Below are 26,591 nucleotides of genomic sequence, written 5' to 3' on the forward strand. Positions count from 1 at the left end.
TGCTTGCGCAGCGTGCGACCTTAGCTTCCCAGATAGACCGCCGTCACCTTCACCCGCTCGTGCCCAAGTTCACGACTGATACGTTGCCGGACTTGTTGGTCGGCCAGGCGTCGTGATAGGTTGAGTTGAGCCGCGCTAGGTCCACCTGCGGCCGGTGACTTCCACCCTGTCAGTATTTCATACCGCATCTGTGCATACCGATGGCGCAGCCCATGCATATTGCTCAGACCCGCCGCCTTGCACTGCCCATCGTAGACGTGCCGTTGCTGGATGTAGGTCTTGTTTGCCGGGATCAATGATCCCAGGCCTGCCAGGCGATGGACCTCATCCAGTACCGCACGCTGTTCCGGCGTCGTGATTGGCACCGTCCGATCACGACCACCTTTTGCCCACGATCCCTTGATGGCGATATGGTCGCCACGGTCGGCATACCGGGGTTGGAACTTGATGGACTCTTCCCGCCGCAAACCGAAAGCCGCCTGCAAACGCAGGCTCATACGAACTTGAGGATCGGTGACTACAAGACGAAAGTGATGTGAACGTGGACGAGTCCTCCTCACTGGAGGTGGTCGCGCATAAACCGAGCCTTCACGGCCATCGCCGTCCGCCAGTATGATGGCGAGATTGAAAAGATTCCTGGCTCGCCGTTGGAGCCGAGCCTTTTTTCTCCTCGTGCTTGCCCTAATTGCTACCATTTTGGTAGCATATTAAAGTGCGTTATGCACATAATCGCTCTTTCCACTTTACGGGTGTTCTGGGGCGTCTACCCCGATGCTGAAACGCCGCTACGGTCGTGGCACGCACTGGCGAGCCGGGCAGTCTGGAAGACCCCGTCAGATATCAAAACCGCCTATGGGAACGCCAGCTTTACTGGAAACAACCGGGTAGTGTTTAACATCAAGGGAAATGACTACCGCTTGGTGACGGCGGTACGCTATGACAAGGGGCTGATGTACATCCGTTTTGTCGGAACACATAGTCAGTACGACAAGATCGACGTGGAAACCATTTGAAGAAGGCCGCCATGGAACTCAAGCTGATTCGCACGAAAAAGGACTACTGGGCGGCGTTGGCTGAGGCCGAGCGCTTGTGGGATGCTCCCGCCAAATCGCCTGCCGCCGATCGGCTGGACGTGCTGGTCATGTTGATCGAGCAATACGAACGCGAACACTTTCCGATTTCCGATCCCGACCCCGTCGACTTCCTGGGGCACGTTATGGAAGTGCGCGGCTTGACCCGCAAGGACTTGGAACCTTACCTCGGGCCGCGAGGCCGGGTGTCGGACATCTTGAATCGTACCCGCCCGCTGACGCTGGGCATGATCCGCAAACTGGCCGAGGGGCTGAGATTGCCCGCGGAGGTGCTGATTCGCCCCTACCGTTTACGCCGGCCCGCCGAGGAATCGGCTGCCGCGTGAGGCCGGGGAAGGCGCTGCCATACCCCGGCGGAAAGTCGGGCCCTGCTCGACCCCGGAAACCGGCCGTCTTCGGGGCAGGTCAGGAGCATGGCGGCTACAGGCCCGCTACTTCCGATCAGGCGGCCTGCTGTATCACGGCATCCTGCAGCAAGCCACGCGCCCGCTGGTTGGACTTGTAGATGTTGTCGCGCACGGGCGCCACGCCGCTTTGCACGCTGTGCACCCATTCCTGGGTGGACATGACTGCGGCGAAGCGCGACTGCAGCACGACGCTGAATACCCGATGGATTTCTTCCGCGCTGGCTGTGCCGGCCTGGTTGCGGTACGGTATCGCCCCCGATGCATCGAGCAGGAACTCTACCGCCGTCCCGTTGTGCAATGCATGGTTGATGGTGGAGGCATCGCAGTTGTGCGTCATGTAGCCGACTACGGTCAGTGTATCGATGCCGCGATTTTGCAGCCACTGCGCCAGATCGGTTTCGGGGTAGGCGCTGGGCAGTGTTTTGCGCAGGTAGTGGTCGTGCGGGCGTGTCGCCACAACGGGGTGCAGCTGCCAGCCTTCGCTATCGATGGCGAACAGCGGCGAGCTGGCCGGTGAGGTCTGCTGCACGACAATCACCGGTATGTTCGCCGCGTGCGCAGTGTCCATGGCGGTTCCGATATTGGCCACGGTCTGCTGCGGGTCTGGATATTCGATCGGCAGGTTGCCGGTGAAATATTCGTTCTGTACATCGATGACGATCAGGGCTCGCTTCGGGGCGGCGTTGGCGGTCATGGCGAAACTCCTCGAGATTGCAGATTGCATGGGATCGGGCATCGCGTGAGCCCGTGGACGCTATCTTCGCGCCGGGCTATGATTTGCGGAAGTGGCCTGAATACCATTTATCGACAGAATTGGGCCAAATCAGAGAGCTGCCATGCAAACCCTGGAAATTGCCGTTCTGGCCTTCAATGGCATCAGTCCGTTTCATCTTTCCGTGCCTTGCGTGGTGTTCGAAGACCGTGCCGGGGCGGGCCTGCCTTCATACCGGCTGCGAATTTGCGCGGGTGAGGCAGCGGCCGAAGGCAGCCTGCGAACCACGGCCGGGTTCGCCGTGCAGACGAATCTGACGCTGGAAGATGCTGCCGGCGCAGATGTCCTGATCGTGCCGTCGTGGCGCGATGCGCGAGAGCGCCCGCCAGCAGCCATGGTGCAAGCCGTGCGCGATGCCTACGATCGGGGCGCCACGGTGGTCGGGCTGTGCCTGGGCGCGTTCGTACTGGCGGAAGCCGGCGTGCTAGACGGCCGCGAGGCGGCTACGCACTGGAGCTCGGTCCAGGTGTTTTTGCAGCGCTATCCGCGCGTCAAACTGGTGCCCGACGTGCTGTATGTGGATGCCGATGAGGGCCGCCTGGTGACCTCCGCCGGTACGGCGGCCGGGCTGGACTGCTGCCTGCACCTGGTGCGCCGCTGGCACGGCGCCGAGGCGGCCAATCGCGTTGCGCGGCGCCTGGTGGTGGCACCGCACCGGCAGGGCGGGCAGGCGCAATACATCGAGCAGCCCTTGCACGACGCGCCGGGCGGCGATCGGCTATCCGATCTGCTGAACTGGGTGGCGGCCAATTTGGGCGAGCCGCACACGCTAGATTCCCTGGCCAGCCGTGCCGCCATGAGCCGCCGCAACTTTACGCGGCGCTTCCGGGAATTGACCGGCACGACGGTCGGGCAATGGTTGCTGGGGCAGCGCCTGGCTTATGCGCAGCGCTTGCTGGAGACGACGCGACAGCCTGTGGATGTTGTCGCGCAACGGGCGGGCTTCGGCAGTGCGGTGTCGCTGCGCGAGCATTTCAGCCAGGCCTATCACACGTCGCCCAGCGCTTATCGTTCGGTGTTTGCTCAAGCCTGAGCCGGCGCGTCCCTGATACGGGCTGGCGAACAAAACGGCGAGCGCCTTCGGCCATGCATCAACGCGCCTTGCGCACCGCCCTTATCTTGCCGCTGGCGCCGCCGCCGCAGAAGTAGCGGTCGGCGCCGCCGCCTTCCAGGCCAGACACGCCTGTGCCCGCCGGCATTTCGACCGTTTGCAGGACTTGGCCCGTTGCCGGGTCGATCTGTCTCAGGTCGCTCGTGTCGTTTTCCCACGTTCCGTGCCAGAGCTCGCCGTCGACCCAGGTGACACCGGTGACGATGCGCTGGGATTCGATGGTGCGCAGGATGGCGCCCGTGTCGGGATCGATCTGATGGATCTTGCGGGCGCGATGCTGGCCGACCCAAAGCGTGCCTTCCGCCCAGGCTAGCCCGGAATCGCCGCCTTGGCCCGGCGCCGGGATGGTGGCGAGCAGATGGCCGGTCTGCGGGTCGATCTTGTGGATGCGGTCGCCTGCGATCTGGAAGAGGTGCTTGCCGTCGAACGCGGTTCCCGCGGTGCCGGCGACGTCGATCGAGCGCCCGAGTTCACCCGTTTCAGGGTCGAGCGCATTGAGTCTGTCGCCCGAGGCGAACCACACCTGCCGGCCGTCGTAGGTGACGCCGTGGACGGGGCCGCCTCCGGGAAAGGGGCCGTATTCGCGGATGATTTCGGCTCGGGAGTGTTTCATGGCTTGGTTCCTGGTGAATTGCGGCTCGAAGATGTTGCATGCTCCAGGTTCGGGGAAGATTGCCGTCTCGAGCGTGCTTCATGGGGATAGTCTAGCCCCCGGGCGCAGCGCCGGGGAGTAACAAGACTGTCGGGAATCCAGGCACCGACGGAACCGTCCAGCGCTGGGCCCGGCCGCGTCCGAAGGGTTGCGCCTTGCCGGCCGCCGCAAGCTGCTCGAGCGCGCGCTGCACAGTGCGCGGGCTTGTGCCCAGGGCGATCGCCAGGGCCGAACTCGACCATGCCTCGCCGTCGGCGAGCAGGGCCAGCACCGCTGCGTTGCGTTCGTCGACGGGGGGCGCGAGTACGACCACCTCTGTCTGACGGTGCGGCGCCAGCACAAAGCCACGCCTGGTCGCGCATACTCCAGCAAGGCCGCGCAGCTCTGCACGCAGGCGCCCGATTTCGACGCGCAGCCTGGCTCGATGCGACTCGTCGGGACGTTTCGCGCGGAAGGCGCGCGTGAGGATCTGGTCTCTTGGCGCATCGCCGGGCCACGCCTCGGCCAGGCTGCGAACCAGAGAGAACAGGACGGGGCGCGTGGCCAGCAGGACGGTCGTACGGCGGTCGCATACGGCGTTGCGGCAGGCGTCGATGACCAGGGCGCCCGAATCGAGCAGCGCCTCGACTTCTTCGAGCAGTACGAGGCGTTCCGCGCCGCGCGCGATCGTGCGTGCCGCGGGCGTGCTCAGGACGCGAGCCGCAAGTTCGACTTCGGCACTCAGCGCGGGAATGTCCGCCTGCCGCGCGGCCTGAGCGGCCCGGGCGAAGGCGGCGTGCGCCTCGCCCGTCTTGATGCGGCGTATGGCGGCCCCGGCGAGCGTCAGCTCGTAGGCGGCTCGCGTTGCGGGCGCGAGCGGCGAGGGGTCGAGCCCGCGGAGCAGGCGTTCGGCTTCGTCCAGCCGGCCCACCAGCAGCAGGCGGCGGGCGGCAAGATTGCGCGCATGGGCGGCATTCGCCGCGTCGCCATGCGTCTCGAGCGTCGACCATGCCGCATACAGCGCTTCTTCGGGCCAGCCCAGATCGCGCGAGACGAGAGCGATCTCGGCCGCGGCGACGACGCAACGCGCGCGAGCCACGGCTTGCTTTGGGCCGAAGCCGCGCGCCGCGCTCTTGAGCAGCGCCTTGGCACGCTCGAGCTCGCCGAGCTGCGCCATGGCGATGCCGCGCAGTGCCAGCGCCGGCGGGTCGTCGCGCAGGGCGACGTGCTTGAGCGCGCCAAGAAGGTCACCCGCGGCCAGGGCCCGCGCCGCGGCGTCGATCAGCCGGTCCATAGGAATCCCGTCGCATTTGTCACTCCCACGGTTTCGTGGCCTGGCATTAGAGTGTATCTCACGGCCGGCGGCAGACGGCGTAGTCCACAGCGGCCAGGTTTTCGAGCGGCCCGGCTGTCGGGAAGCCATCGAAGCCAGTGACATCAATGCAGCCAATGCCGCCTATCGATAGGCAAAGCAAGGAGTTCATACGATGAGAACGTCTAAAGTTGACACCAGCACCGGCACCAGCACCAACACCAGGAGCAGCTCCCCGGCAAGCACCGAAGGCCATCGCATCGTCTCCAGGGACGAGTGGATAGTCGAGCGCAAGGCGCTGCTGGCGCGCGAAAAGGAACTGACGCATTTGCGCGACCGGCTCGCTGCCGAGCGCCGGACCCTACCCTGGGTACGTGTCGAGAAGAATTATGTTTTCGATACGCCCGACGGTGGCCGCACGCTCGCCGACCTGTTCGACGGACGCCGGCAGTTGCTTGTCCAGCACTTCATGTACGCCCCGGGCTGGGAGCAGGGCTGCCCGAGCTGCTCCTTCATGGCCGACCACAGCGACGGCATGAACGCCCATCTGGCGCATCGCGACGTGACGCTGGTGGCTGTCTCGCGGGCGACGCTGCCGGAAATCGAGCGCTTTCGCCGGCGCATGGGCTGGCGGTTCAAGTGGGTATCGTCATATGGCAGCGACTTCAATTACGATTTCGGGGTCAGTTTTACGCGCGAGCAAGTCGCCCAGGCCCCCATCGACTACAACTACGGCCTATGGCCTCATGCATACGAGGAATGGCCCGGTATCAGCGTTTTCTTCAGGAACGGCGCGAACGAGGTATTCCACACCTACTCGACCTATGGCCGCGGCGTGGAGGTGATGATGGGCACCTACAACATGCTCGATCTCATGCCCAAGGGCCGCGACGAGAGTAACGTGGAATACAAGATGGAATGGGTGCGCCACCATGACCGCTATGAGGCGCAACCGGTCGCCAGGGCGCAGACGCCCGGCTCGACCGGCTCGGTCGACGTGTTATTCGACGCCCTGAAGTATGGGTGCTGCCATTGACGCCGTGGCGGCCGGTCACTGCGCGAAGTACAGCTCCAGCGCGTTCGCGCCGTAAACCTGGCGGCGCCGGGCCTCGTCGGGGATCACCTGCGCCAGCCAGTCTATGGCGCGGCGGTAGTCGGTGTTGTTCTCGCCGCCCACGAAGGGGCAGTCGCTGGCCCACACCATCTTGTCGTAGCCGACCTGGCGGCATAGTTCGCGCGCGCATTCCAGGGCGTAGTCCCCCAGGCGATAGGCGCCGGAGAGCTTGACCCAGGTGCGGCCCCGTTCGACCGAGCGCACCATGGCCTTGAAGCCTTCGCTGTTCACGCCCAGCGCCGGATCGGGCCTGCCGATGTGGTCGATGACGATTTTCACGCCCGAGCGTTCCAGGTAGGGCAGCACCAGCGGCAGGCGCGGCCCGTCCAGATGCAGGTGTACATGCCAGTCCAGGTCGACCAGGCGGCGCAGGAATTTACGGTAGTCCCAGCTGTCCAGGTCGGGCAGCTGAGGCATGCTGATGAAGGGCAGGCGCACGCCGACGATCCCGTCGCGATTCATCTGATCCAGTACTACGCGTTCGATGGAAGGCTCGGCGATGATGGTGCCGCGCAGCCGCGGATTGCCGCGCAGTGAATCGATGACGTAGTCGTTGTAGTCGCCCCAGGGGCTGGCGGCGGCGATGACGGCGTACAGCACGCCGTGCCGATCCATCACATCGAGCAGCTGCTCTACCGTGAAGCTGTAGGTCGGGCTGTGGCGCGGGTTGGGTATCAGCGGCATGTCCTGCTTGAAGACATGTACGTGGGTATCCACCAGCAGCCCGGTTTGTGGATGTGTGATCGTGGTCATGCAAAGCCTCTGGTTCAGGGAAGTGACATTCCGGTTCGACGTTCGGGCAGTCCGGGCCTGGTGCCCGGGACGGCGTATGCGCCCGCGCGGCGTTGCGGCCGGCGCCGGCCCCGCGGCGCCCGGGCCCCATGTTTATTGCAGGCTCGGTATGCCCGCCTGCTTGATGACGGCAGCCCATTTCTCGGTGTCGCTGTGCAGTCTGGCGCCGATTTGCGCCGGCGTGCTGCCGCCGGCTTCGGTGCCCAGCTGGCTGAAGCGTTGTTGTACTTCGGGCATGCGCAGTACTTCATTCAGTTGGTGGTTCAGAACCTTGACGGCCTCGGGCGGGGTGCCCGACGGCGCGAAGATGGCGTTCCAGCCGGTGACCTCGTAATGGATGCCGCTTTCCTGTACCGTGGGCACCTTGGGCAGCCACGACGACCGGTGCTTGCCGGTGGCGGCGATAGGCACGATCTTGCCGGCGTCGATGTAGCCTTTGACCGCGGCATAAGACTCGAAGGCCACGTCCACGTCGCCGCGGATCAGGCCGGATATGACGTCCGCGCTGGTCTTGAAAGGCACCACGGTGGCATTCAGTTTGATGGTCGACTTGAACAGCTGCGCCGACAGGTTCTGGGTGCTGCCGGGGTTGATGGTGCCCAGAACCAGCTGGCGTTTCTTGGATTGCGCCAGCACGTCGGCCAGAGAGTGCAGGGGGCCATGGGCCTTGGTCAGCAGAATCAGGTCGAAATAGGCCATGGTCGAGACGGGCACGAAGTCTTTGGCCGGATCGTAGGGCAGCTTGAACAGCGACCTGCTGATCGCCGTGCCGTTCGAGAATACGATGACGGTGTAGCCGTCGTGGGGCGCCTTCAGCGCGGCCGTGGCGGCCAGCACGCCGCCGGCGCCGGGGCGGTTCTCGATGACGGTCCGGTCGCCGAACTTGTCGCTCAGCTTCTGCGCCACCAGGCGCGTGGAGATGTCCGCCAGGCCCCCGGGGCCGAATGGGACGATGATGTGTATGGGCTGCTCGGGGTAGCCGGCGGCGCGGGCCGGGACGGCGGCAGCTGCGGTGGCCAGCGCAAGTACGAACGCGAGCGCCGCGGCGGGCGCGAGCCGGCCGCCGCCTTTCCGAGCGGCTTGCGGCAGGGCCCGCAACAGGGTGGTGATCATGTCGGTCTCCTGGTTGTGCATGGCGCGCCGGCCGATTGCTGCAGGTGCATGGCGCCGCGCTGATGGGTGTATTCCCATTGCAGTCTAGGGTCGTCCGCGCCATGGCACAAATGAATTGTTTGGCACGATTTATTCGCGCCATGCATCGCGGCGCGGCGCGCTATGATGCCTGTAGTACGGCTCACGGAATTCCCGGCATGGCAAACATACCTTGTGTCCTGATGCGCGGAGGCACCTCGAAGGGGGCCTATTTTCTGCGCGACGATCTACCGCGCGACCCGGCCCTGCGCGACCGCGTGCTGCTGCGCGTGATGGGTTCGCCCGACCCGCGCCAGATCGACGGCCTGGGCGGCGCCGATCCCCTGACCAGCAAGGTTGCCATCGTCGGGCCGTCCGAGCGTGCCGACGCCGACGTCGACTACTTGTTCGCCCAGGTCGTGGTGGACGAGGCGCGGGTCGATTATGGACAGAACTGCGGCAATATCCTTGCTGGGGTAGGGCCCTTCGCCATCGAGCGCGGGCTGGTTCGGGCCAGTGGCGAGCGCACCCGCGTGGCCATCCATATGGTGAATACCGGGCAGATCGCCATCGCCGAGGTCAGTACGCCGGACGGCGAAGTCTGCTATGAAGGCGATGCGCGCATCGACGGTGTGCCGGGCACTGCCGCCGCCGTGCCCATAGAGTTCCGCGATACGGCAGGGTCGACCTGCGGTGCGCTGCTGCCCACCGGGCGGGTGCTGGACGAGATCGATGGCGTGCCGCTTACCTGCATCGACAACGGCATGCCGGTGGTGTTGATGCGGGCGGCCGACTTCGGCATTTCGGGCTACGAAAGCCGCGTGCAGCTCGAGGCCGATCGGGCCCTGGCCGCGCGCATCGAGGCCATCCGCCTGAAGGTCGGGCCGCTCATGAATCTGGGCGACGTCAGCCAGCGCACGGTGCCGAAGATGTGCCTGGTCGCGCCGCCCGGCAATGGCGGGGCGGTGTGCACGCGCAGCTGGATCCCGCATCGCGTGCACGCTTCGATCGGGGTGCTGGGCGCGGTCAGCGTGGCCAGCGCCGTGGTGCTGCCAGGGTCGGTGGCGCAGGGCGTGGCGGTGGTTCCCCCGGGCCTGCGGCAGCGTCTTGCCATAGAGCATCCCAGCGGGGAATTCAGCGTAGAGCTGACGCGGGACAGCGCCGATACGCCGGCCGAAGATGCCCGGGCCGCGCTGTTGCGCACCGCAAGACTGATCATGGACGGCCGCGTACGTGTGCCCGCTACGGTCTGGGCGCCGGCAGAGTCAGGCTCCTGAGGCCGGCAGCCCGGCGCGCAATTCCTCGACCACCAGCTCGCGCAGAGCCTGCGCCGGCCCCGACAGCGTTGCGCCGCGGCGCATCAGTACCGCCAGCTTGCGAGTGACCGCTGGCTCGTGCAGGGGCCTGATCGCCAGGCCTTCGGTCTCGGTGACCGATAAGCAAGGCACTACCGTCAGGCCCAGGCCTTCCCGTACGAAATTCAGCGCCAGCGCCGTATGCTGGGCTTCGTAGAGCCAGCGCAGCCGCAGGCGGCGCTCGCCCAGCGCGTCGTCGATGGTGGCGCTGTTGCCCGCGGGCAGGCTGATGCGCACCAGTACTTCATCGCTCAATTGATCCCAGCGCACGCTGCGCAGCCGTGCCAGGCGGTGCCCGGCGGGGCACACCAGCACGAAGGGTTCTTGCGCGAACTGCTCGACGTTCAGGCCATGGCGGTTGGGCGCCGCGACGGAAATACCGAAATCCGCGGTGCCGGCCTGCACCAGTTCGGCGATTTCCTGGATGGAATTGTCGAATACGCGCACGGCGATTTCAGGGTGCATCTGGCCAAAGCGCCGCAGCGCCGGCGCGACGCGGTGCGAGGCCAGCGTCGGCAGGCAGCCGAAGGCCAGCCATTGCGGCGCATTGCGGCTGTGCTGGCGCAGCGTGTCGTAGGACAGCTCGAACTCGCGCATGGCCGCGCGTACGCGCGGCAGCAGCGCCCGGCCGGCGTCGGTCAGCGTCACGTCCCGGGTGGTGCGCGCCAGCAGCGTCACTCCCAGACTGTCTTCCAGTTTGCGGATACGGTGGCTGACAGCGGTCTGCGACAGGTTCAGATGCGCGGCCGCCTGCTGGAAGCCGCCTTGTTCGGCTATGGCCAGGAATGCCTGCATGCCCAGGAAGTCGATCTGCACGGGGCTCTCCGTCAGATTGTGACGATTGTTGCAATCTTAACTGATCCCGGCTTTGCGCTTCGGCGCCGGATGCCGCATGGATCGGGGCGCTCCGCGGGCGGCCCCGGCCCTGGACAGGCGCGTTGCCTGGTTCCAGAAGTTTTTTGTGCAAAATAATATGAGTGATTCGCCGGGGTGTCGGCGGTGGCGGTATTCTCGAAAGTGTTTCCTTGAATTCGAAATCCGCAGCCAATGCGGTGCGATCGAGTCGTGCGCAACAGGAAAAGCCTCCTATACCGTTATGCGGCCTTGTTGCTGCTGGGCGTGTGTCCGTTGGCCCATGCAGGCCAGTTCGGCCTGCAGTTGGCCGGCGCGGCGGCCGACAGGCACGACATCCAGAAGCTCGACCTGGGGCTGGTGTGGGATCCGGGGCTGAATTGGTGGGATACCGGCGACTGGCACTTTTCACTGGTGGGCGAGGTCCATTTGGCGTATTGGCATACCCATGGCGCCCATCCTGCCATTTACGAGGCCGGCGTAGCGCCCATGCTGCGTTTCATCAAGGACACGGGCAGCGTCAGGCCTTATGTCGAGCTGGGCGCGGGCCTGCGCGTGCTGTCGCACGCCCGCGTCTCGGATGCCTACACGCTTTCCAGTGCGTTCCAGTTCACCGAGATCATCGGTGTCGGCGCCCAGTTCGGCCGCCGCCAGCAATACCAGGTGGGCTTGCGTTACCAGCACATATCGAATGCCGACATCAAGCAGCCGAATCCGGGCATTGATTTCACCCAGCTGTATGTGCAGTACAACTTCTGAGCGCGGTGCCCGACACGGCCGGCGCTGCGGGTCAGAGCCGGCCCGTTGCGCTGCCGCCGGGCGCCAGCCGCGCGGCGTCCACCGCCTCGCGCAGGCAGGCCTTGAACAGTTCGACGGCGGGGCCGTGAGTGTGGCCGGGGCGGTGGAAAAAGCCGATGTCGCCGAACACGTCCAGGCCTGCGACGGGCAGCACGCACAGCATGCCCGATTCGACGAAGGGGGTGGCGATCGTGCGGGGCATGAAGGCGCACGTCTCGGAATCGGCCAGCAGTGTCAGGTTGGTCAGCACCGACATGGATTCGATCAGATTTTCGGGGGTGGATAGCCCCGAGTTTTCGAACAGGCGGTCTGCCGTGCGGCGCAGCGAAGAATCGGTGGTGGGCAGGATCCACGGGCATGTTCCCAGATCCGACAGACGCAAGCTGCGGCGCCGGGCCATGGGGTGCTTGCAGCCGGCCACCACGCACAGCTCGTCGCGGTACAAGACTTCGGGGGCGACCATTTGCGCCGTGGAGCGCCAGGCCGGATCGTCGGGGATGCGGCCCACCACCAGATCCAGGTCGCCGGTGGCCAGTATGGGCAGCAGTTGATCCATCTGGCCCACGCGCAGGGTGACGATCACGCGCGGGGCGCGGGCCTTGAGCAGCGCAATGGCGCGCGGCAGCAGCGAGGACGAGGCCGCGATCAGCGTGCCGACCAGCACGTGGCCCAGGACGCCTGTCTTGTAGGCATTCAGTTCCTCGGTCATGGTGCGCAGTTCGGCCAGCAGCGTCTTGGCGCGGCGGCCGATGAGTTCGCCGAATTCGGTGGGCGCCACACCGCGGTTGCTGCGCACCAGCAGCGGCTCTCCGAACCAGGCTTCGAGTTCCAGTATGACTTTGCTGACGGCCGGCTGGGTCAAGTTCAGTGTTTGCGCCGCGTGCAGTATGGAGCGGCTCTGCATGACTTGCTCCAGCACCAGCAGCTGCGAAAAGCGCAGCTTGCGGGCCAGGGCGGTGCGGTTCAGCAGCAGAGGATCCATATCGGGCGGGGGTGTGCGGGACGGCCCGAGCCCGACAACAGGCCCGGGAGTGTCTAGTTCCTGCACAAGCATATCCCGATTCGCGGCGCCGGTGTCTTCCATTTCCCAATCAACCGTGTGTTTGGTTCGCCGCGCTTGCCGTACCGGGAGTGCTGTCCGCGCTTGGCGTGCGCGTTAACGGCTGGCGTGGAAACGGAATATGGACGGCTGCGGCGTCGGCGGCCTACAGATCGGCCAGGCCGAAGAAGGCCTGCGCATTCGTGGCGTTGATGCGGGCCCGGTCGGCGTCTTCCAGCCACGGGTTCTCGGCCACGAGCCGTCCGATCTGCTGCTCGCCCAGGGGGAAGGGGTAGTCCGAGCCGAGCATGACGTGCTCCGGCCCCATTACTTCCACCAGCAGCCGCAGCGCCTTGGCGTCGAACACCGCGCTGTCGACGTAGAAGCGGTCGACATAGGAAGACGGCGGATTGGGGCAGTCTTTGCGTACGATGTCGCGGCATTGCCAGGCATTGTCCACGCGGCCCAGCAGGAAAGCGAAGCTGCCGCCGCCGTGCGCGAAGCATAGTTTCAGCGAGCGGGGGATGCGCTCGAACGCGCCCGACAGTATCAGCGACAGGATGCCGAGCTGCGTTTCGGCGGGCATCGACACCAGCCAGGGCAGCATCCACTTCTTCATGCGGCCGTCGGTCATCATGTCCCATGGGTGCGCCAGCACCGGGATGTTGTCATTGGCGCAATGCGTCAGGAACTGCACCAGGTGCTCGTCGTCCATGTCGCGCGGGCCCAGGTGGTTGCCGATCTGCACGCCGACGTGGCCGCATGCGCGGGCGCGCGAGGCTTCGCGGCAGGCCAGATCCAGGTCTTGCAGCGGCACCTGGGCCAGGGCTTTCAGGCGCCTGGGGTTGGCGGCGCAGTGCTCGAGCGCCAGGTCGTTCATGCGCGCGGCCCAGGGTGCGGCGCGGTCGGCCGCGAAGGCATAGCCGAACATAATCGGCGTGGCGCAGATGATCTGCACGTCCAGCCCTTGTTTATCCATTTCTTCCAGCCGCAGCGCCGGATCCCACAGGGCGCGATAGACGGGGCGAAACGGCTTGTCGCCCTTCATGATCTGGCCGGTTTCGCCGTCGCCGTCGACCACCAGCCAAGGCGCCTGGGCCGCATCCAGCGCGGCCGCCTCGGCCTGGGTGATGCGGGGGAAAAAGTGTGCGTGCATGTCGATTTTTTTCATGGGTGCCGAGTCTTGGTGTGTGGGCGCCGCTTGCGGCCTGGGGCCGGGCGGCGCGGGAACCCGTGCGGCTGCGTGCCGCCGGTGCGTGCTGGTCGACTAGTCGATGTGCGCTTGCGCCGATATGCGTTTAGCCACCCTTGCCGGGATGCAGCCTGCCGCAATTCGGGCAGCGGCGTTTTTCTTCGGATGAATAGAAGGCGTTGAACAGCGGCGGCAGATCGGTCACGATGCTTTGCAGCTGGGTCTCGACGCGATGCACCAGGTGGCCGCAGCCGTCGTCGCCCTCGCAATACCATTCGAAGCCGTCGATGTCGCCCTCGGGCCGCTGGCGCTCGATGACCAGACAGGCGCTGTCGGCCTCGGGCCGCTGCGGCGAATGGCGCACGTGCGGCGGCAGCAGGAAGATGTCGCCCTCGCGCAGTTCGACGCGCTCGCGCTTGCCGTCCAGCCACAGGTACAGGAAGGCGTTGCCGCGCATCTGGTAGAAGAATTCCTCGTAGGGGTCGTCGTGATAGTCGGTGCGGTGGTTCGGGCCGCCCACGACGGTGACGATGAAGTCGCTGTCCTTCCAGACCTGCTGGTTGCCGACCGGCGGCTTGAGCAGGTGCGCGTGTTCGTCGATCCAGCGCGGGAAGTTGAACGGTTTTCCATAAGCCAGCATGGTCGTCCTCCGTGATGTCCTGGTTCAAATGGTTTGTACTGTGTTCGTGCCGTTGCCTCAGCGCGGCAGATAGGCCACCGCCTTGATTTCGATCAGCAGCTGCGGATGCGGCAGCTGATGCACGGCCACTGTGGTGCGGGTGGGGCCCTCGGTGGAAAAGAATTCGCCGTAGACTTCGTTGTAGCCGCCGAAATCGTTCATGCTCACGAGGAAGGCGGAAACTTCCACCAGGTGCTCCAGCCCGGCGCCTTCGCTGGCGAGTATGTCGCGTATGTTCTCGATGACCGCACGGGTCTGCTCGCGGATGTCCAGCTTGGTGGTGCCCATGGCGTCGACCTGCGCGCCGGCTATGGAATTGTCGGGCCGGCGCGCGCTGGTGCCCGACACGAACAGGAAGTCGCCGGCGCGCTTGATGTGGGGGAACTTGCCGCGGGGAGTGGCCTTGCCGGGAACCACGCGGGCTTGGGTGGAGTGGGTCATGGGTATGTCCTGAATGTTTTCGGGGCGGAGAGCCGCCTGGATACGCGGAAAGAATCAGTTATTAGTGTAGACGGGCCCGGGTGCGTCTTATTTCATTTCTAAATCGGCCATGCTCTTGCCGGCTTTGCTTGCCGTACAGGGCGGCGGGCCCGGGCGCTTCAAACCTTGATGCAGATATTGCTGATTTCGGAATAGAAGTCCAGCGAGTAGCGCCCGCCTTCGCGGCCCAGGCCCGAAAGCTTGGCGCCGCCGAAGGGCGTGCGCAGGTCGCGCGTGAACCAGGTGTTGACCCAGACGATGCCGGTCTCGAACTGCGCGGCCACGCGATGCGCGCGCGACAGATTGGTGGTCCATACGCAGCCGGCCAGCCCGTAGGCGCTGTCGTTGACGCGCGCCACGGCTTCGTCTTCGGTGTCGAAGGGCGACACATGGCACACGGGCCCGAAGATTTCTTCGCGCATGCAGCGCGCATTGTCGGACAGGCCGGTGATGATGGTGGGCTGCACATAGGCGCCCTGGTCGCGTTCGTCGCCGAAGCTGGGCACGCCGCCGCCGCAAACTACGGTGGCGCCTTCCTCGCGCGCCAGCGCGTAGTAGGACAGCACTTTGTCGCGATGGGTGTGCGACACCAGCGGGCCCATGTCCACGCCCGGCGCGTCCGGGTAGTCGACGCGCAGCTGCTCGCAGCCGGCGGCCAGCGCCGCCACGAAGCGCTCGAAGATGGGCCGCTCTACATAGACGCGCTCCGAGCACAGGCACACCTGGCCCGAATTGGTGAAGCTGGAGCGCAGCACGCCGGCCACGGCGGCGTCGAAGTCGGCGTCGGCGAAGACCACGGCGGCGTTCTTGCCGCCCAGCTCGAAGGACACCTCTTTCACGCCTTCGGCCGCAGCCTTCATGATGGTGCTGCCGGTGCGCGACTCGCCGGTGAAGGTGATGGCATCGATGTGCGGGCTGGTGGATAGGAACTGGCCGGCGGAATCCGGGCCGAAGCCGTGCACCAGGTTGAAGGCTCCGGCGGGCAGGCCCGCGGCCTCGATGACTTCGGCCAGCAGCGTGGCCGAAGACGGGGTTTCTTCCGAAGGCTTGGCCACTACGCAGTTGCCCATCGCCAGCGCCGGCGCCACTTTCCAGGTCAGCAGCAGCAGCGGCAGATTCCAGGGCGAGATGACGCCCACCACGCCCAGCGGCTTGCGGGCGACGTAGTTCAGCACCTTGGATCCGTCGGCCGCCGTGCCCTCGAACATTTCGCTGCCGGCGGTGGCGATCAGGTCGGCGAAGCTGCGGAAGTTGGCAATGCCGCGCGCCACGTCGAGGCTGCGGGCCTGGTGCACCGGGCGGCCGGTATCGGCCACCTCGGCGGCGACGAAGTCGTCGAAGCGCTGTTCGATGCCGTCGGCGATGCGGCGCAGGGCGGCGGCGCGCAGGGCGGCGCTTTGGCGTCCCCATTCGCCGCGACTGGCGCGGCGCGCCGCCTGGATGGCCGCGTCCACCGTCTGCCGGTCGGCTTCGCAGACGCGGCTGACGATGCGGCCGTTGACCGGATTGATATTGTCGAAGCTGCGGCCGGTTTCGACCCAGGCGCCGTCTACGAAACAGCGCAGCAGGGGCACGGCCTGTCCGGCGGCTGCGGTGTGGGTGGCGGAAGATGAAATGGCGGCCATGGCAGGCTCCGTCTTGGATGGTGGAGTGTGGGGGCCTGTTGACGCTGAAACGGGTACCGCAGTGGCAGGGCTACAGGCTCTGGAGCCAGTTTATGCAGATTCGTCTATAAAAAATAGTGAAATTCAGTATTCTGGATATTCTTGTTAGGAATACTAAATAAAGCAGCCCGGTCACGCGCGGGTGTGTAGGCGGATGAACGCGGGCGCGTTCGGCGCGAGAAAAAGGGGTGGGCCGAAGCCCACCCCTTGGGTGTAGAGTGCGAGGCGCGCGGCCCGCGCTGCGCAGCTCGGAATGTATCGCCCGCCGCGCAGCGCTGTCCGTCGCGCTACTCGATGGCCTTGACCATGTCCTCGAGCACCTTCTTGGCGTCGCCGAAGACCATCATGGTCTTGTCCATGTAGAACAGCTCGTTGTCCAGCCCCGCATAGCCCGCGGCCATGGAGCGCTTGTTGACGATGACCGTGCGCGCCTTGTAGGCCTCCAGGATCGGCATGCCGGCGATCGGCGACTTGGGGTCGTTCTTGGCGGCCGGGTTGACCACGTCGTTGGCGCCCAGCACCAGCACCACGTCGGTCTGGCCGAATTCGCCGTTGATGTCCTCCATCTCGAACACCTGGTCGTAGGGCACTTCGGCCTCGGCCAGCAGCACGTTCATGTGGCCCGGCATGCGGCCCGCCACGGGATGGATGGCATATTTCACCGTCACGCCCTGTTCGCCGAGCTTTTCGGCCAGTTCCTTCAAGGCATGCTGGGCGCGCGCCACCGCCAGCCCGTAGCCCGGCACGATGGTCACGGTCTCGGCATTGCTCATGAGGAAGGCCGCGTCGTCGGGGCTGCCCGACTTGACGCTGCGCTGCGCCTGCGCGCCGCCTTGCGCCGCCGCGCCCGGCTCGGCGCCGAAGCCGCCCAGTATCACGTTGAAGAACGACCGGTTCATCGCCTTGCACATGATGTAGGACAGAATCGCCCCCGAGGAGCCCACCAGTGAGCCGGCGATGATCAGCATCGGGTTGTCCAGCGAGAAGCCAATGCCCGCCGCCGCCCACCCCGAGTAGCTGTTGAGCATCGACACCACCACCGGCATGTCGGCCCCGCCGATCGGGATGATGATCAGCACCCCCAGCACGAAGGCGATCAGCACCATGATGATGTAGGGCAGCCACAGCTGCGTGCCCATGAACCACAGGCCGCAGGCGACCATCAGCACCGCCAGCACCAGGTTGAGCATGTGCTGGCCCGGGAACACCACCGGCGCACCCTGGAACAGGCGGAACTTGTACTTGCCCGCCAGCTTGCCGAAGGCGATGACCGAGCCCGAGAACGTGATGGCGCCCACGAAGGTGCCGATGAACAGTTCCAGCCGGTTGCCGGTCGGGATGGGCTGGCCGGGCGCGGCGATGTTGAAGGCGTGCGGCTCGGCCACCACCGCCACCGCGATCGCCACGGCCGCCAGGCCTATCATGCTGTGCATGAAGGCCACCAGCTCGGGCATCTTGGTCATTTCGACGCGGCGCGCCATGACCGTGCCGACGCTGCCGCCGATCAGCAGGCCCAGCAGCACCCAGCCCAGCCCCAGGCCGGAGTTCGTCGATAGGCCGATGATCAGCGCGGCGGTAGTCAGCACAGCAATGGCCATGCCCACCATGCCGAAGGCGTTGCCGCGCCGCGAAGTCGTGGGATGCGACAGGCCCTTCAGGGCCTGGATGAAGCAGATCGAGGCCACCAGGTAAAGCAGCGTGACCAGGTTGGCGGAAATCATGGCTTGCCTCCCGCGGGCTTCTTGTCTTTCTTCTTGAACATTTCCAGCATGCGCTTGGTGACCAGGAAGCCGCCGAACACGTTCACGGCGGCCAGCGCCACGGCGAACACGCCCATGAAGCGCGCCAGGCCGCCGTCGGTCAGCGCCGCGGCCAGCATGGCGCCGACGATGATGATGGCCGAGATGGCGTTGGTGACGGCCATGAGCGGCGTGTGCAGGGCCGGGGTGACGTTCCACACCACGTGGTAGCCGACATAAACGGCCAGCACGAAGATGATGATGTTGATCAGGGTAGGATTGACCGCTTCCATCAGGCGCTCCGGAGTACCTTGCCGTCGGCGCAGACCATGCAGGCTTTGACGATTTCGTCGTCCTGCTGGATGGCCAGCGCGCCGTCGGCGTTGGTGATGAGTTTGAGGAAATCGAGCAGGTTGCGCGCATACAGCGCCGAGGCGTCGGTGGGCACCAGCGCCGGCAGGTTGCTGTAGCCGATGAGGCTGACGCCGTGCTTTTGCACGATGCGGTCTTTTTCCGATAGCGGGCAGTTGCCGCCGCGCTCGACCGCCAGGTCGACGATGACCGAGCCGGGCTTCATGGCGCGCACGGTTTCTTCGGCGATGAGCACCGGCGCAGGGCGCCCCGGGATCAGCGCGGTGCTGATGACGATGTCGGCCTGCGCGCAGCGCTGCGAAACCAGCGCCGCCTGGCGCGCCATCCAGGCCGCCGGCATGGGCCGCGCGTAGCCGCCGACGCCTTGGGCGATCTCGCGCTCTTCGTCGGTCTCGAAGGGTACGTCGATGAACTTGGCGCCCAGCGATTCGATCTGTTCTTTGGCGGCGGGGCGCACGTCGGAGGCCTCGACCATGGCGCCCAGGCGCTTGGCGGTGGCAATGGCCTGCAGGCCCGCCACGCCGGCGCCCAGCACCACCACACGGGCCGCCTTGAGCGTGCCGGCCGCGGTCATCATCATGGGAAACAGCCGCCCGTACTGGTTGGCCGCCAGCAGCACCGCCTTGTAGCCGGCCAGGTTGGCCTGCGAGGACAGCACGTCCAGGCTTTGCGCGCGCGTGATGCGCGGCGCGGCCTCGAGCGCGAAGGCGGTCAGGCCGGCCTCGGCCAGCGCCGCCAGGCCCGCCTGGTCGTAGGGGTCGAGCATGCCGGCCAGCACCGCGCCGCGCTGCATGCGGGCGCGTTCCTCGGCATTGGGCGCGCGCACCTTGAGCACGAGCTCGGTGCCCAGCGCCTGGGCGGCGTCGCCCAACGTGGCGCCGGCCTGCGCGTAGGCCTCGTCTTCATAATGCGCCGCCGCGCCGGCGCCACACTCGACGATGACCGTGTGCTTGGCCGCGGCGTACTTCTTGACCGTTTCGGGCGTGGCCGCCACCCGCGTTTCCCCCGCTAGCGTTTCGCGCGGAATTCCTATCTGCATCGAGACTCTCCTTGTCCCCGGAAGGCTTTTTTGTCGGGCCTACTATACATGAACTGATTGGTGTGAGCAGGCCCTAACCATTGTTTGCAAAATTGCAGCTGCATATCGCTTGCGCCAGCCATAAACTTGAACTCTTTCATCTAGGGAGACGGTCATGGGACTTCTGGATTCGGTACTTTCAGCCGTGGAAGGCGGCGACGGCCAGGGAGGCCAGGGCGGCCAGGCAGCGCTGCTGCAGGCGGTGGTGGCGCAGGTGAATAATTACCCGGGAGGCTTGCCGGGGCTTATCGGCAAGCTGCGCGAAGGCGGCCTGGCCGAAGCCGTGGAATCCTGGGTCAGCGTCGGCAGCAACCAGGCGGTTTCGGGTGAGCAGCTGCAGTCGGCGCTGGGCGACGATGCCATCGACAACATCGCCCAAAGCGCCGGCCAGGATCGCAGCACGGTGCTTGCCGGGCTGGGCCAGCTGCTGCCGCATGTGGTGGATCACGCCACCCCCGACGGCAACGTGAATTCCGGCGGCCTGGACACTTCGGCGCTGCTGGGTTCGCTTTCCAGCCTGTTCGGCGGCCGCGTGTAGCTAGCTGCGGGAGGCATCGAGCGCCTGGCCCAGATCGGCCAGCAGATCATCGATGTGCTCCAGCCCGATGGACAAGCGGATCATGTCCGCGCTGACTCCGGCGCGGGCCAGCTCTTCGGGGTTCAACTGGCGGTGGGTGGTCGAGGCCGGGTGGCAGGCAAGCGACTTCGCATCGCCGATATTGACCAGGCGCAGTATCAGCTGCAGGGCGTCGATGAAGCGCGCGCCGGCCTCGGCGCCGCCTTTGATGCCGAAAGACAGAATGCTGGCCGGCTTGCCGCCCATGTAGCGCTGCGCCAGCGCGTGCTCGGGGTGATCGGCCAGGCCGGCGTAGCTGACCCATGAAACCTGGTCGTGGCCGGCCAGGAACGAGGCCACCGCCTGCGCGTTCTGCGTATGGCGCTCCATGCGCAGGGACAGCGTCTCGATGCCCTGCAAGACCAGAAAAGCATTGAACGGCGACAGCGCCGCCCCGGTATTGCGCAGCGGAACCACGCGGCAGCGGCCGATGAAGGCTGCCGGCCCGAAGGCTTCCGTATACACCACCCCGTGATAGGACGGATCCGGCTCGTTGAGCATGGGGAAGCGCGCCTTGTGCTCGGCCCAGGGAAATTTGCCCGAGTCGACGACGGCGCCGGCGATGGTCGTGCCGTGGCCGCCCATGTACTTGGTGAGCGCGTGCACCACGATGTCGGCGCCGTGTTCGAAGGGCCGGCACAGGGCCGGCGAGGCCACCGTGTTGTCGACGATGAGCGGCACGCCATGGCGGTGCGCGGCATCCGCCACGGCGCGGATGTCGACGATATTGCCCGCCGGATTGCCTATGGACTCGCAGAATACCGCCTTGGTGTTGGCGTCGATCAGGGCTTCCAGCGCGGCTACGTCGTTGTGCGGCGCGAACCTTACCTCGATGCCCTGACGCGGGTAGGTGTGGGCGAACAAGTTGTAGGTGCCCCCATACAGCTTGCTGACCGATACGATATTGTCGCCAGCCTGTGCTATGGTCTGTATGGCGTAGTTGACGGCGGCCATGCCCGAAGCCACCGCCAGCGCGGCCACGCCGCCTTCCAGCGCCGCCACGCGTTCTTCTAGCACGGCGTTGGTGGGGTTCATGATGCGGGTGTAGATATTGCCCGGAACCTTCAGGTCGAACAGGTCGGCGCCGTGCTGGGTGCTGTCGAAGGCGTACGAGGTCGTCTGGTAGATGGGGACGGCAACCGATTTGGTGGTAGGGTCGGGCTGATAGCCGGCATGGATGGCTAGCGTTTCGAATTTCATGGGCGCACTCCTGGGCTGGGTTCGGGGCCGAATGGTGAAAAGTTTCAATCGTACCGGCACACGGCCTTTGGCAACAGGCTTTTATTTGGTATGTATATATAGCTTTTCGCTATAAAAACGCTGTAGAAAAACACCAATGGAAATTTAGTCGGGCTGGATGGCGGCCGTGGCGAGCCCGGCGGCCGGCCTGATATATTTGCACGGCACTTGGGTTAGCATTCCACGTGCTGCACGAACTGGATAATATTTTGGAAGGGTGACCCCCGGGTTCTCGAGGCTGGCAATGAAATTTTGGTTCAAACGCGTACTCGTCGGTTTGGTCGTGGTGGTCATCGTCGCCCTGGTCGGCCTTGCGATCTTCCTGCTCACGTTTGATCCCAATGCCTACAAGAGCAAGCTCGAAGAGATCGTCTACAACCGCTATCACCGCAGCCTGGTCGTCAAGGGCGACATCGAGCTGTCGCTGTTTCCGCGTATCGGCCTGTCGCTGCAGGACGTCTCGCTGTCCGACCGGGAAAGCAGCGACACCTTCGCCTCCGTCGACAGCGCCCGCTTCGCCGTGGCGATCTGGCCGCTGATGTTCAACCGCCTGGTCGTCGACCATGTGGCGGTCAGCGGCTTCAAGGCCTGGGTGGTGCGCAACGCCGCCGGCGAATTCAACTTCCGCGACCTGCTCGACAATTCGGTGCCGGGCATCGAGCCGCCGGCTTCTCCGCCGCCGAGCACGCCGGCCAGCCATGCCTCCAAGCTGCCGGCGCTGCTGCGCAACCACGAGGCGGCGCGCACCGACTTCCAGATCGACATCGCCGGGCTCGACTTGAAGAACGGCGAAATCCATTACCGCGACTACATGACCGGCGCGCGCGCCAGGGTCGAAAAGCTCACCGTGAATACGGGCCGCGTTACTTTCGACCAGCCGTTCGACGTGGCGCTGCAAGGCAAGCTGATCGGCGCCTACCCCAAGGCCCAGGCCGACATCGAGGGCCAGGCGGTGGTGCGCTTCAACCCGCTGGAGCGCACCTATTCGGCACAGAAGATCAATGTGCAGGTGGCCGGCACGGTAGGCGACCTGCAGGCCAAGAGTGCCAGCCTGCGCGGCAACCTGGCCTACAGCGACTACACCGAAACCCTGACCGCGTCCAGTCTTGCCCTGACCGTGCAGGGCAGCGGGCAGGGCAGTACGCCTGTCAAGAACCTGGACATCAGCCTGTCGGTGCCGCAGCTCAAGGCCGACCGCAGCCAGTCCGAGCTCAAGCTCGAGAAACTGGCATTGCGGGCCAAGGGCAATCTGCCCGACCAAAGCTTCGATGTCGCGGTCGATGCTCCCAGCCTGTCGATTTCTCCCGAGTCGGCCAAGGGCGACGCGGTTTCCGGCACCGTCAAGCTGACCGGCCAGAAGACGCTGGGCCTGGCTCTGGGCATCAGCGGCTTGGGCGGCAACGCCCAGCACCTGACGCTCAAAGAACTGAAGATCGAAGGCGGCCTGAAGCATGGCCAGCGGCTGGTGCAATTCAATCTGTCTTCGCCGGCGGTCTGGAACAGCATCAGGCAGCGTGGCGAACTCTCGGCCATGAAGGGCGACGTCAAGATCCAGGCGCCGGCGCTGCCCGGCGGCAGCTTCGAGTTCCCCATGATAGGCAGCCTGCACGCCGACCTGGTGAAAGATCAGCTCAATAGTGAAATCAACGCCGTGCTCAGCGGCAGCAAGCTGGATTTCAAGGTGCAGGCCACGCGGCTTGCCGATCCCAAGGTGGTGTTCGACCTGAGCGCGGACAGTCTGGACTTCAACAAGCTCTTCCCGCCCGCCCAGCCCAAGCCGGCCGCCAAGCCTCAGGACAAGGCGCAGGCCGCCGACCAGGACAAATCCAAGGACAAGGCGCAGGCCGCGCCTGCGCAGCCCGCGGCCAAGGCTGCCGCCGCGGCGGCAGCGGCGCCCCAGCCCATCGATCTTTCCTTTCTGCAGCCGCTGGACGTAACCGGCACCGTCAAGGTGGGCGACCTGCGCGTGCGCGGCCTGCGCGCCAAGCAATTCGACGCTGGCCTGCGTGTGGCCGGCGGCAAGCTTGCGGTGGCGCCCCTGTCAGCTTCTTTGTATGGCGGCACCCTGAAAGGCACGCTGTCTGCCGATGCCGGCAACACCCTGGCGGCGAACCTGGCGCTGAACAAAGTGTCCTTGCTCGACCTGCTGCAGGGCCTGGGCACCGAAGGCCGCTTTGCCGGCCAGGCGAATGTGTCGCTGGACGTGCATTCCCAAGGCACCACCAGCGCGGCGCTGGTGGCCGGGCTGGACGGCACCGTACATGCCAATGTGCAGAATGGCGCGATCATCGGCATCAATATCGACCAGACGCTCAACGAGATCAGCGCCGCGGTGCACAATATGTTCAGCGGCCAGGTGCCCGACGTGCAGGCCAAGTTCGACCCGTCGCGCCGTACGAACTTCGCCAACCTGGACGCCGCCGTGCTGTTTGCGCAAGGCGAAGGCACGGTCAAGAAATTCAACCTGACCGGCTCCACCATCAAGACCACCATAGGCAGCCCCGCGTCCATAGACCTGGTCAACCGGCAAATGGACTGTACCGTCGACGTGCATGTGCTGCACACCTTGTCCCAGACCGTAGGCAACTTGACCGATTTCATGGGTGTGGCCGTGCCGATACGCGTGTCGGGGCCTTTCGATGCGCTCAATTATCAAGTGCAATGGAAGGACATCGGCAGCGCCGCGGTGCGGCGGGCCTTGCAGGGCGGGCTGCTCGACATGCTGGCCAACAAGGTTGGCAAGGGCTTGCTGCCGGCCCAGGACAAGCTGCCCGCTCCTGCGGCGCCATCGTCGGACATCAACCCGGTAAAAAGTATCGGTAATGCATTGAAAGGACTCTTAGGCCAATGACCCAAGCTAGTGGCAGCCCGGCCGCCGAACCGGCGAGCACCTTGTACTTTCCCGTGGAGTCGTGCGCCGGCATCGCCGGCTCCGACGCGGCCGCCTACGACAGGCGCTGGTTCGTGACCGATGCCGAGGGCCGCTGGCTGTCGCGCGGCAGGCAGCCTGGCCTGGAGCAGGTCGAGGTCACGCTGCGCTACGGCTACCTGGTGCTGCGCGCTCCCGGCATGTTGCGCATGGACATTCCGCTGGATGTCATCGAAGACGACGACAGCGTGCGCCGCCAGGCTTACGTCGGCAGCCAGCAGATCGATGCGGTAGACGAGGGCGACCTGGCCGCGGCCTGGATGTCGAATTTCCTGGGGGTGCCGGCGCGCCTGTACAAGGTGCACCCCGAGGCGCCGGCGGTAGCCTGGGAAGAGGCCTGAGCTAAAAAAATGGCCGTTCGTTGAACGAGGCGGCCCGTCAACGAGGCAGCCCGTTTCCGGTATCGTGGATTGCGCGGTCTTGCAAAGGCGCCGAACCCCTTGCGGTGTTGCTGGTACTCGTAATTCCATTTCCAAATCAATCGTGCACTTTGTCAGCTGCGCTTGCCGTACCAGGTGTACTGACTGCGCTTCGCTTTCGCGTTCACGATTGATTTAGCGATGGAATACGGCAGCCGGCGGCCGCCGGGATCAGCGATCCGATGTGGCGTCTTCGGCGGCTGCGTTGCTGGGCGCAGGGGCTTGATCCGAACCCGGGGCCTGCTCCAGGCCGGCCAGCGCGCGATAGCGGGCCATGAGTACGCTTTCTCCCTCGGTATGGTCGGGGTCGATCTCTATGCATTCCACCGGACAGACCACCTGGCATTGCGGTTCGCCGAAATGGCCGACGCATTCCGTGCAGCGGCTGGGGTCGATTTCGTAGATTTCGGGCCCCATCGTGATCGCCTGGTTCGGGCATTGCGGCTCGCACACGTCGCAGTTGATGCATTCGTCGGTGATGCGCAAAGCCATGATCTGTCGGGTTCCTGCCTGGGGGTGCTGCGTTCAGTGTAGTACGAACGGCAATACGGCGCGAGGCGCGGCCCCGCGCCGGAGCCCGGCACTATCGCCCGTCGCGCCGCGGGTGGCGGCTTATTGCGGTTCCTGGCCCTGCTCGGCGCGCAGTTGCTTGGCCTTGCTGTGCAGCCAGCGCTCTACCGAGGGGAAGACGAACTTGCTGACGTCGCCGCCCAGTATGGCGATCTCGCGCACGATGGTGCCCGAGATGAACTGGTATTGATCCGAAGGGGTCATGAACAGCGTTTCGACCTCGGGCAGCAGATGGCGGTTCATGCCGGCCATCTGGAATTCGTATTCGAAGTCAGAGACCGCGCGCAGCCCGCGCACGATGACGCGGCCGTTCTGTTCGCGCACGAAATCCTTCAGCAGGCCGGCAAAGCTGCGGACTTCGACGTTGGGGTAGTGGCCCAGCACTTCTTCGGCGATTTCGACGCGCTCTTCCACGGTGAAGTAGGGCCGCTTGGCCTGGCTGTGCGCCACGCCGACCACGACGTGGTCGAACAGGCCGGCGGCGCGGCGCACCAAGTCTTCATGGCCGCGTGTCAGGGGATCGAAGGTTCCGGGGTAGACGGCAGTGATCATCGTATTCCGAGTATTTATTTGCTTATTTCCTGGCTATTCCTGATTATTGACTGTTTTTTGCGTTGCAGCAAATCCGGAAAAACCCAATAAATGAAAATAAACCTGGCCGGCGCGGCCCTGGCGCAGCAGCTCGAAGGGAGCAGGCACCTCCAGCTTGGCCTCCGACTCGACATAAAGCAAGCCGCCGGGGTTGATCAGGGGCGGCAGCCTGGGCCACAGCCAGGCCAGCCAGTCGTGCCCGAAGGGGGGATCCAGCAGCACCAGATCGAAGGGCGCGGCGCCCAGGCGCTCGATGACGGTGCGCGCGTCGCCCGCATGGATGCGCACGCGATCGGTGTGCAAGCGGTTGCGCAGCGCGCGCAGCGCCGCCGCCGCTTCGGGATTGGACTCGACCATCTGCACGTGCGCGGCGCCGCGCGAGGCCGCCTCGAAACCCAGGGCGCCGCTGCCGGCGAACAGATCCAGCACGCGCTTGTCGGAAAAGTCGTGCTCCCAGAAGTGCTGCAGCCAGTTGTACAGGGTCTCGCGCACCCGGTCGGGGGTCGGACGCAGGCCGGCGGCGGCCACGACGGGGATGGGCGTGCGTCGGTAATCACCGCCTACAATACGGATAGTGTGCTTGCTCATGAAGGGGTCGGAAATCCCGTGCGGGGCATG

Annotated in this window: 27 protein-coding genes and 1 pseudogene; 9 read left to right on the plus strand and 19 right to left on the minus strand. The window is 65.4% G+C overall.

The genetic code is table 11. The features are described 5' to 3' along the window. Positions 1-20: 20 nt before the first annotated feature. Positions 21-518 (minus strand): annotated as a pseudogene (locus tag CEY11_RS15555) (integrase domain-containing protein); the annotation flags it as partial. A 201-nt stretch (positions 519-719) separates the two neighbouring features. Here CEY11_RS15555 and CEY11_RS15560 point away from each other — a divergent pair. Both CEY11_RS15560 and CEY11_RS15565 read left to right on the plus strand, forming a co-directional pair. Next, entirely contained in the window at positions 720-1,013 is a 294-nt protein-coding gene (locus CEY11_RS15560) for a type II toxin-antitoxin system HigB family toxin (RefSeq protein WP_088604299.1), read from the plus strand. A gap of 11 nt (positions 1,014-1,024) precedes the next feature. Next, positions 1,025-1,417: a helix-turn-helix domain-containing protein gene (locus CEY11_RS15565; protein ID WP_088604380.1), complete on the plus strand. Its 393-nt coding sequence runs from the start codon at positions 1,025-1,027 to the stop codon at positions 1,415-1,417. Between the two features lie 115 nt (positions 1,418-1,532). Here the strand turns inward: CEY11_RS15565 and CEY11_RS15570 are convergent, their stop codons facing one another. Next, on the minus strand, positions 1,533-2,192 hold the full coding sequence (locus CEY11_RS15570) for a cysteine hydrolase family protein (protein ID WP_088604300.1): 660 nt from the start codon (positions 2,190-2,192) through the stop codon (positions 1,533-1,535). 142 nt (positions 2,193-2,334) lie between these two features. Between CEY11_RS15570 and CEY11_RS15575 the strand changes: the two genes are divergently transcribed. Next, positions 2,335-3,303 (plus strand): GlxA family transcriptional regulator, encoded by a 969-nt coding sequence (locus CEY11_RS15575; RefSeq protein ID WP_088604301.1) that lies wholly within the window; start codon positions 2,335-2,337, stop codon positions 3,301-3,303. Between the two features lie 58 nt (positions 3,304-3,361). On the opposite strand, the gene CEY11_RS15580 is transcribed toward CEY11_RS15575, so the two are convergent. Both CEY11_RS15580 and CEY11_RS15585 read right to left on the minus strand, forming a co-directional pair. After that, positions 3,362-3,994: a Vgb family protein gene (locus CEY11_RS15580; RefSeq protein ID WP_088604302.1), complete on the minus strand. Its 633-nt coding sequence runs from the start codon at positions 3,992-3,994 to the stop codon at positions 3,362-3,364. Between the two features lie 91 nt (positions 3,995-4,085). Then, complete coding sequence (locus tag CEY11_RS15585) at positions 4,086-5,306, minus strand: helix-turn-helix domain-containing protein (protein ID WP_088604303.1); 1,221 nt, start codon at positions 5,304-5,306, stop codon at positions 4,086-4,088. Between the two features lie 193 nt (positions 5,307-5,499). On the opposite strand from CEY11_RS15585, the gene CEY11_RS15590 reads away from it, so the two are divergent. Further along, positions 5,500-6,360, plus strand: a complete 861-nt coding sequence (locus CEY11_RS15590) for a DUF899 domain-containing protein (protein ID WP_088604304.1) — start codon at positions 5,500-5,502, stop codon at positions 6,358-6,360. Positions 6,361-6,375: 15 nt separating this feature from the next. Here CEY11_RS15590 and CEY11_RS15595 read toward each other — a convergent pair whose 3' ends face one another. Both CEY11_RS15595 and CEY11_RS15600 read right to left on the minus strand, forming a co-directional pair. Continuing rightward, positions 6,376-7,191, minus strand: a complete 816-nt coding sequence (locus tag CEY11_RS15595) for an amidohydrolase family protein (protein ID WP_088604305.1) — start codon at positions 7,189-7,191, stop codon at positions 6,376-6,378. Positions 7,192-7,323: 132 nt separating this feature from the next. Then, entirely contained in the window at positions 7,324-8,343 is a 1,020-nt protein-coding gene (locus CEY11_RS15600) for a Bug family tripartite tricarboxylate transporter substrate binding protein (protein WP_088604381.1), read from the minus strand. 197 nt (positions 8,344-8,540) lie between these two features. On the opposite strand from CEY11_RS15600, the gene CEY11_RS15605 reads away from it, so the two are divergent. Continuing rightward, complete coding sequence (locus tag CEY11_RS15605) at positions 8,541-9,638, plus strand: 4-oxalomesaconate tautomerase (RefSeq protein WP_088604306.1); 1,098 nt, start codon at positions 8,541-8,543, stop codon at positions 9,636-9,638. Here the strand turns inward: CEY11_RS15605 and CEY11_RS15610 are convergent. Next, entirely contained in the window at positions 9,627-10,532 is a 906-nt protein-coding gene (locus tag CEY11_RS15610; protein WP_088604307.1) for a LysR family transcriptional regulator, read from the minus strand. The genes CEY11_RS15605 and CEY11_RS15610 overlap by 12 nt on opposite strands. 231 nt (positions 10,533-10,763) lie before the next feature. Here CEY11_RS15610 and CEY11_RS15615 point away from each other — a divergent pair, with 231 nt between their 5' ends. After that, positions 10,764-11,327, plus strand: coding sequence for an acyloxyacyl hydrolase (locus tag CEY11_RS15615; protein WP_088604308.1), 564 nt, complete (start codon positions 10,764-10,766; stop codon positions 11,325-11,327). A gap of 31 nt (positions 11,328-11,358) precedes the next feature. Here CEY11_RS15615 and CEY11_RS15620 read toward each other — a convergent pair whose 3' ends face one another. The 8 genes from CEY11_RS15620 to CEY11_RS15655 form a co-directional block, all read right to left on the minus strand. Next, positions 11,359-12,348: a LysR substrate-binding domain-containing protein gene (locus tag CEY11_RS15620; protein WP_088604309.1), complete on the minus strand. Its 990-nt coding sequence runs from the start codon at positions 12,346-12,348 to the stop codon at positions 11,359-11,361. Positions 12,349-12,571: 223 nt separating this feature from the next. Further along, positions 12,572-13,576, minus strand: a complete 1,005-nt coding sequence (locus CEY11_RS15625; protein WP_088604310.1) for an amidohydrolase family protein — start codon at positions 13,574-13,576, stop codon at positions 12,572-12,574. A gap of 127 nt (positions 13,577-13,703) precedes the next feature. Continuing rightward, positions 13,704-14,237, minus strand: coding sequence for a 3-hydroxyanthranilate 3,4-dioxygenase (locus CEY11_RS15630; RefSeq protein WP_088604311.1), 534 nt, complete (start codon positions 14,235-14,237; stop codon positions 13,704-13,706). Between the two features lie 57 nt (positions 14,238-14,294). After that, positions 14,295-14,717: a RidA family protein gene (locus CEY11_RS15635; RefSeq protein ID WP_088604312.1), complete on the minus strand. Its 423-nt coding sequence runs from the start codon at positions 14,715-14,717 to the stop codon at positions 14,295-14,297. 158 nt (positions 14,718-14,875) lie between these two features. Further along, a complete protein-coding gene (locus tag CEY11_RS15640) occupies positions 14,876-16,381 on the minus strand; it encodes a 2-hydroxymuconic semialdehyde dehydrogenase (protein WP_088604313.1) in 1,506 nt (501 codons plus the stop codon). Between the two features lie 326 nt (positions 16,382-16,707). Then, complete coding sequence (locus CEY11_RS15645) at positions 16,708-18,141, minus strand: NAD(P)(+) transhydrogenase (Re/Si-specific) subunit beta (RefSeq protein WP_088604314.1); 1,434 nt, start codon at positions 18,139-18,141, stop codon at positions 16,708-16,710. After that, positions 18,138-18,452, minus strand: a complete 315-nt coding sequence (locus CEY11_RS15650; protein WP_088604315.1) for an NAD(P) transhydrogenase subunit alpha — start codon at positions 18,450-18,452, stop codon at positions 18,138-18,140. Before CEY11_RS15650 ends, CEY11_RS15645 begins: the two co-directional genes overlap by 4 nt. Further along, entirely contained in the window at positions 18,452-19,570 is a 1,119-nt protein-coding gene (locus CEY11_RS15655) for a Re/Si-specific NAD(P)(+) transhydrogenase subunit alpha (RefSeq protein WP_088604316.1), read from the minus strand. Before CEY11_RS15655 ends, CEY11_RS15650 begins: the two co-directional genes overlap by 1 nt. 154 nt (positions 19,571-19,724) lie before the next feature. Here CEY11_RS15655 and CEY11_RS15660 point away from each other — a divergent pair, with 154 nt between their 5' ends. Further along, complete coding sequence (locus CEY11_RS15660; protein ID WP_088604317.1) at positions 19,725-20,147, plus strand: YidB family protein; 423 nt, start codon at positions 19,725-19,727, stop codon at positions 20,145-20,147. Here CEY11_RS15660 and CEY11_RS15665 read toward each other — a convergent pair whose 3' ends face one another. Further along, positions 20,148-21,425 carry a bifunctional O-acetylhomoserine aminocarboxypropyltransferase/cysteine synthase gene (locus CEY11_RS15665; protein WP_088604318.1) on the minus strand — a complete coding sequence of 426 codons (1,278 nt, stop codon included), beginning with the start codon at positions 21,423-21,425 and terminating at the stop codon, positions 20,148-20,150. Between the two features lie 283 nt (positions 21,426-21,708). Between CEY11_RS15665 and CEY11_RS15670 the strand changes: the two genes are divergently transcribed. Further along, entirely contained in the window at positions 21,709-24,315 is a 2,607-nt protein-coding gene (locus CEY11_RS15670) for an AsmA family protein (protein ID WP_088604319.1), read from the plus strand. Continuing rightward, the gene (locus CEY11_RS15675) at positions 24,312-24,734 is read left to right on the plus strand and encodes an MOSC N-terminal beta barrel domain-containing protein (protein ID WP_088604320.1); all 423 of its coding nucleotides are present in this window, start codon (positions 24,312-24,314) and stop codon (positions 24,732-24,734) included. Before CEY11_RS15670 ends, CEY11_RS15675 begins: the two co-directional genes overlap by 4 nt. A gap of 249 nt (positions 24,735-24,983) precedes the next feature. On the opposite strand, the gene CEY11_RS15680 is transcribed toward CEY11_RS15675, so the two are convergent. The 3 genes from CEY11_RS15680 to CEY11_RS15690 form a co-directional block, all read right to left on the minus strand. After that, complete coding sequence (locus CEY11_RS15680) at positions 24,984-25,304, minus strand: YfhL family 4Fe-4S dicluster ferredoxin (protein WP_088604321.1); 321 nt, start codon at positions 25,302-25,304, stop codon at positions 24,984-24,986. A gap of 120 nt (positions 25,305-25,424) precedes the next feature. Beyond that, entirely contained in the window at positions 25,425-25,934 is a 510-nt protein-coding gene (gene coaD / locus CEY11_RS15685; protein WP_088604322.1) for a pantetheine-phosphate adenylyltransferase, read from the minus strand. A 33-nt stretch (positions 25,935-25,967) separates the two neighbouring features. After that, on the minus strand, positions 25,968-26,561 hold the full coding sequence (locus CEY11_RS15690) for an RsmD family RNA methyltransferase (RefSeq protein ID WP_088604323.1): 594 nt from the start codon (positions 26,559-26,561) through the stop codon (positions 25,968-25,970). Positions 26,562-26,591: the final 30 nt, after the last annotated feature.

The sequence above is a fragment of the Candidimonas nitroreducens genome, from assembly GCF_002209565.1.
Classification (GTDB): domain Bacteria; phylum Pseudomonadota; class Gammaproteobacteria; order Burkholderiales; family Burkholderiaceae_B; genus Candidimonas; species Candidimonas nitroreducens.

Excerpts from the sequence above, each read along its gene's own strand:
- CEY11_RS15560 (WP_088604299.1), top strand. The coding sequence starts at position 720 with ATGCACATAATCGCTCTTTCCACTTTACGGGTGTTCTGGGGCGTCTAC.
- CEY11_RS15565 (WP_088604380.1), top strand. The coding sequence starts at position 1,025 with ATGGAACTCAAGCTGATTCGCACGAAAAAGGACTACTGGGCGGCGTTG.
- CEY11_RS15570 (WP_088604300.1), bottom strand. The coding sequence starts at position 2,192 with ATGACCGCCAACGCCGCCCCGAAGCGAGCCCTGATCGTCATCGATGTA.
- CEY11_RS15575 (WP_088604301.1), top strand. The coding sequence starts at position 2,335 with ATGCAAACCCTGGAAATTGCCGTTCTGGCCTTCAATGGCATCAGTCCG.
- CEY11_RS15580 (WP_088604302.1), bottom strand. The coding sequence starts at position 3,994 with ATGAAACACTCCCGAGCCGAAATCATCCGCGAATACGGCCCCTTTCCC.
- CEY11_RS15585 (WP_088604303.1), bottom strand. The coding sequence starts at position 5,306 with ATGGACCGGCTGATCGACGCCGCGGCGCGGGCCCTGGCCGCGGGTGAC.
- CEY11_RS15590 (WP_088604304.1), top strand. The coding sequence starts at position 5,500 with ATGAGAACGTCTAAAGTTGACACCAGCACCGGCACCAGCACCAACACC.
- CEY11_RS15595 (WP_088604305.1), bottom strand. The coding sequence starts at position 7,191 with ATGACCACGATCACACATCCACAAACCGGGCTGCTGGTGGATACCCAC.
- CEY11_RS15600 (WP_088604381.1), bottom strand. The coding sequence starts at position 8,343 with ATGATCACCACCCTGTTGCGGGCCCTGCCGCAAGCCGCTCGGAAAGGC.
- CEY11_RS15605 (WP_088604306.1), top strand. The coding sequence starts at position 8,541 with ATGGCAAACATACCTTGTGTCCTGATGCGCGGAGGCACCTCGAAGGGG.
- CEY11_RS15615 (WP_088604308.1), top strand. The coding sequence starts at position 10,764 with ATGCGGTGCGATCGAGTCGTGCGCAACAGGAAAAGCCTCCTATACCGT.
- CEY11_RS15620 (WP_088604309.1), bottom strand. The coding sequence starts at position 12,348 with ATGGATCCTCTGCTGCTGAACCGCACCGCCCTGGCCCGCAAGCTGCGC.
- CEY11_RS15625 (WP_088604310.1), bottom strand. The coding sequence starts at position 13,576 with ATGAAAAAAATCGACATGCACGCACACTTTTTCCCCCGCATCACCCAG.
- CEY11_RS15630 (WP_088604311.1), bottom strand. The coding sequence starts at position 14,237 with ATGCTGGCTTATGGAAAACCGTTCAACTTCCCGCGCTGGATCGACGAA.
- CEY11_RS15635 (WP_088604312.1), bottom strand. The coding sequence starts at position 14,717 with ATGACCCACTCCACCCAAGCCCGCGTGGTTCCCGGCAAGGCCACTCCC.
- CEY11_RS15640 (WP_088604313.1), bottom strand. The coding sequence starts at position 16,381 with ATGGCCGCCATTTCATCTTCCGCCACCCACACCGCAGCCGCCGGACAG.
- CEY11_RS15645 (WP_088604314.1), bottom strand. The coding sequence starts at position 18,141 with ATGATTTCCGCCAACCTGGTCACGCTGCTTTACCTGGTGGCCTCGATC.
- CEY11_RS15650 (WP_088604315.1), bottom strand. The coding sequence starts at position 18,452 with ATGGAAGCGGTCAATCCTACCCTGATCAACATCATCATCTTCGTGCTG.
- CEY11_RS15655 (WP_088604316.1), bottom strand. The coding sequence starts at position 19,570 with ATGCAGATAGGAATTCCGCGCGAAACGCTAGCGGGGGAAACGCGGGTG.
- CEY11_RS15660 (WP_088604317.1), top strand. The coding sequence starts at position 19,725 with ATGGGACTTCTGGATTCGGTACTTTCAGCCGTGGAAGGCGGCGACGGC.
- CEY11_RS15665 (WP_088604318.1), bottom strand. The coding sequence starts at position 21,425 with ATGAAATTCGAAACGCTAGCCATCCATGCCGGCTATCAGCCCGACCCT.
- CEY11_RS15670 (WP_088604319.1), top strand. The coding sequence starts at position 21,709 with ATGAAATTTTGGTTCAAACGCGTACTCGTCGGTTTGGTCGTGGTGGTC.
- CEY11_RS15675 (WP_088604320.1), top strand. The coding sequence starts at position 24,312 with ATGACCCAAGCTAGTGGCAGCCCGGCCGCCGAACCGGCGAGCACCTTG.
- CEY11_RS15680 (WP_088604321.1), bottom strand. The coding sequence starts at position 25,304 with ATGGCTTTGCGCATCACCGACGAATGCATCAACTGCGACGTGTGCGAG.
- coaD (WP_088604322.1), bottom strand. The coding sequence starts at position 25,934 with ATGATCACTGCCGTCTACCCCGGAACCTTCGATCCCCTGACACGCGGC.
- CEY11_RS15690 (WP_088604323.1), bottom strand. The coding sequence starts at position 26,561 with ATGAGCAAGCACACTATCCGTATTGTAGGCGGTGATTACCGACGCACG.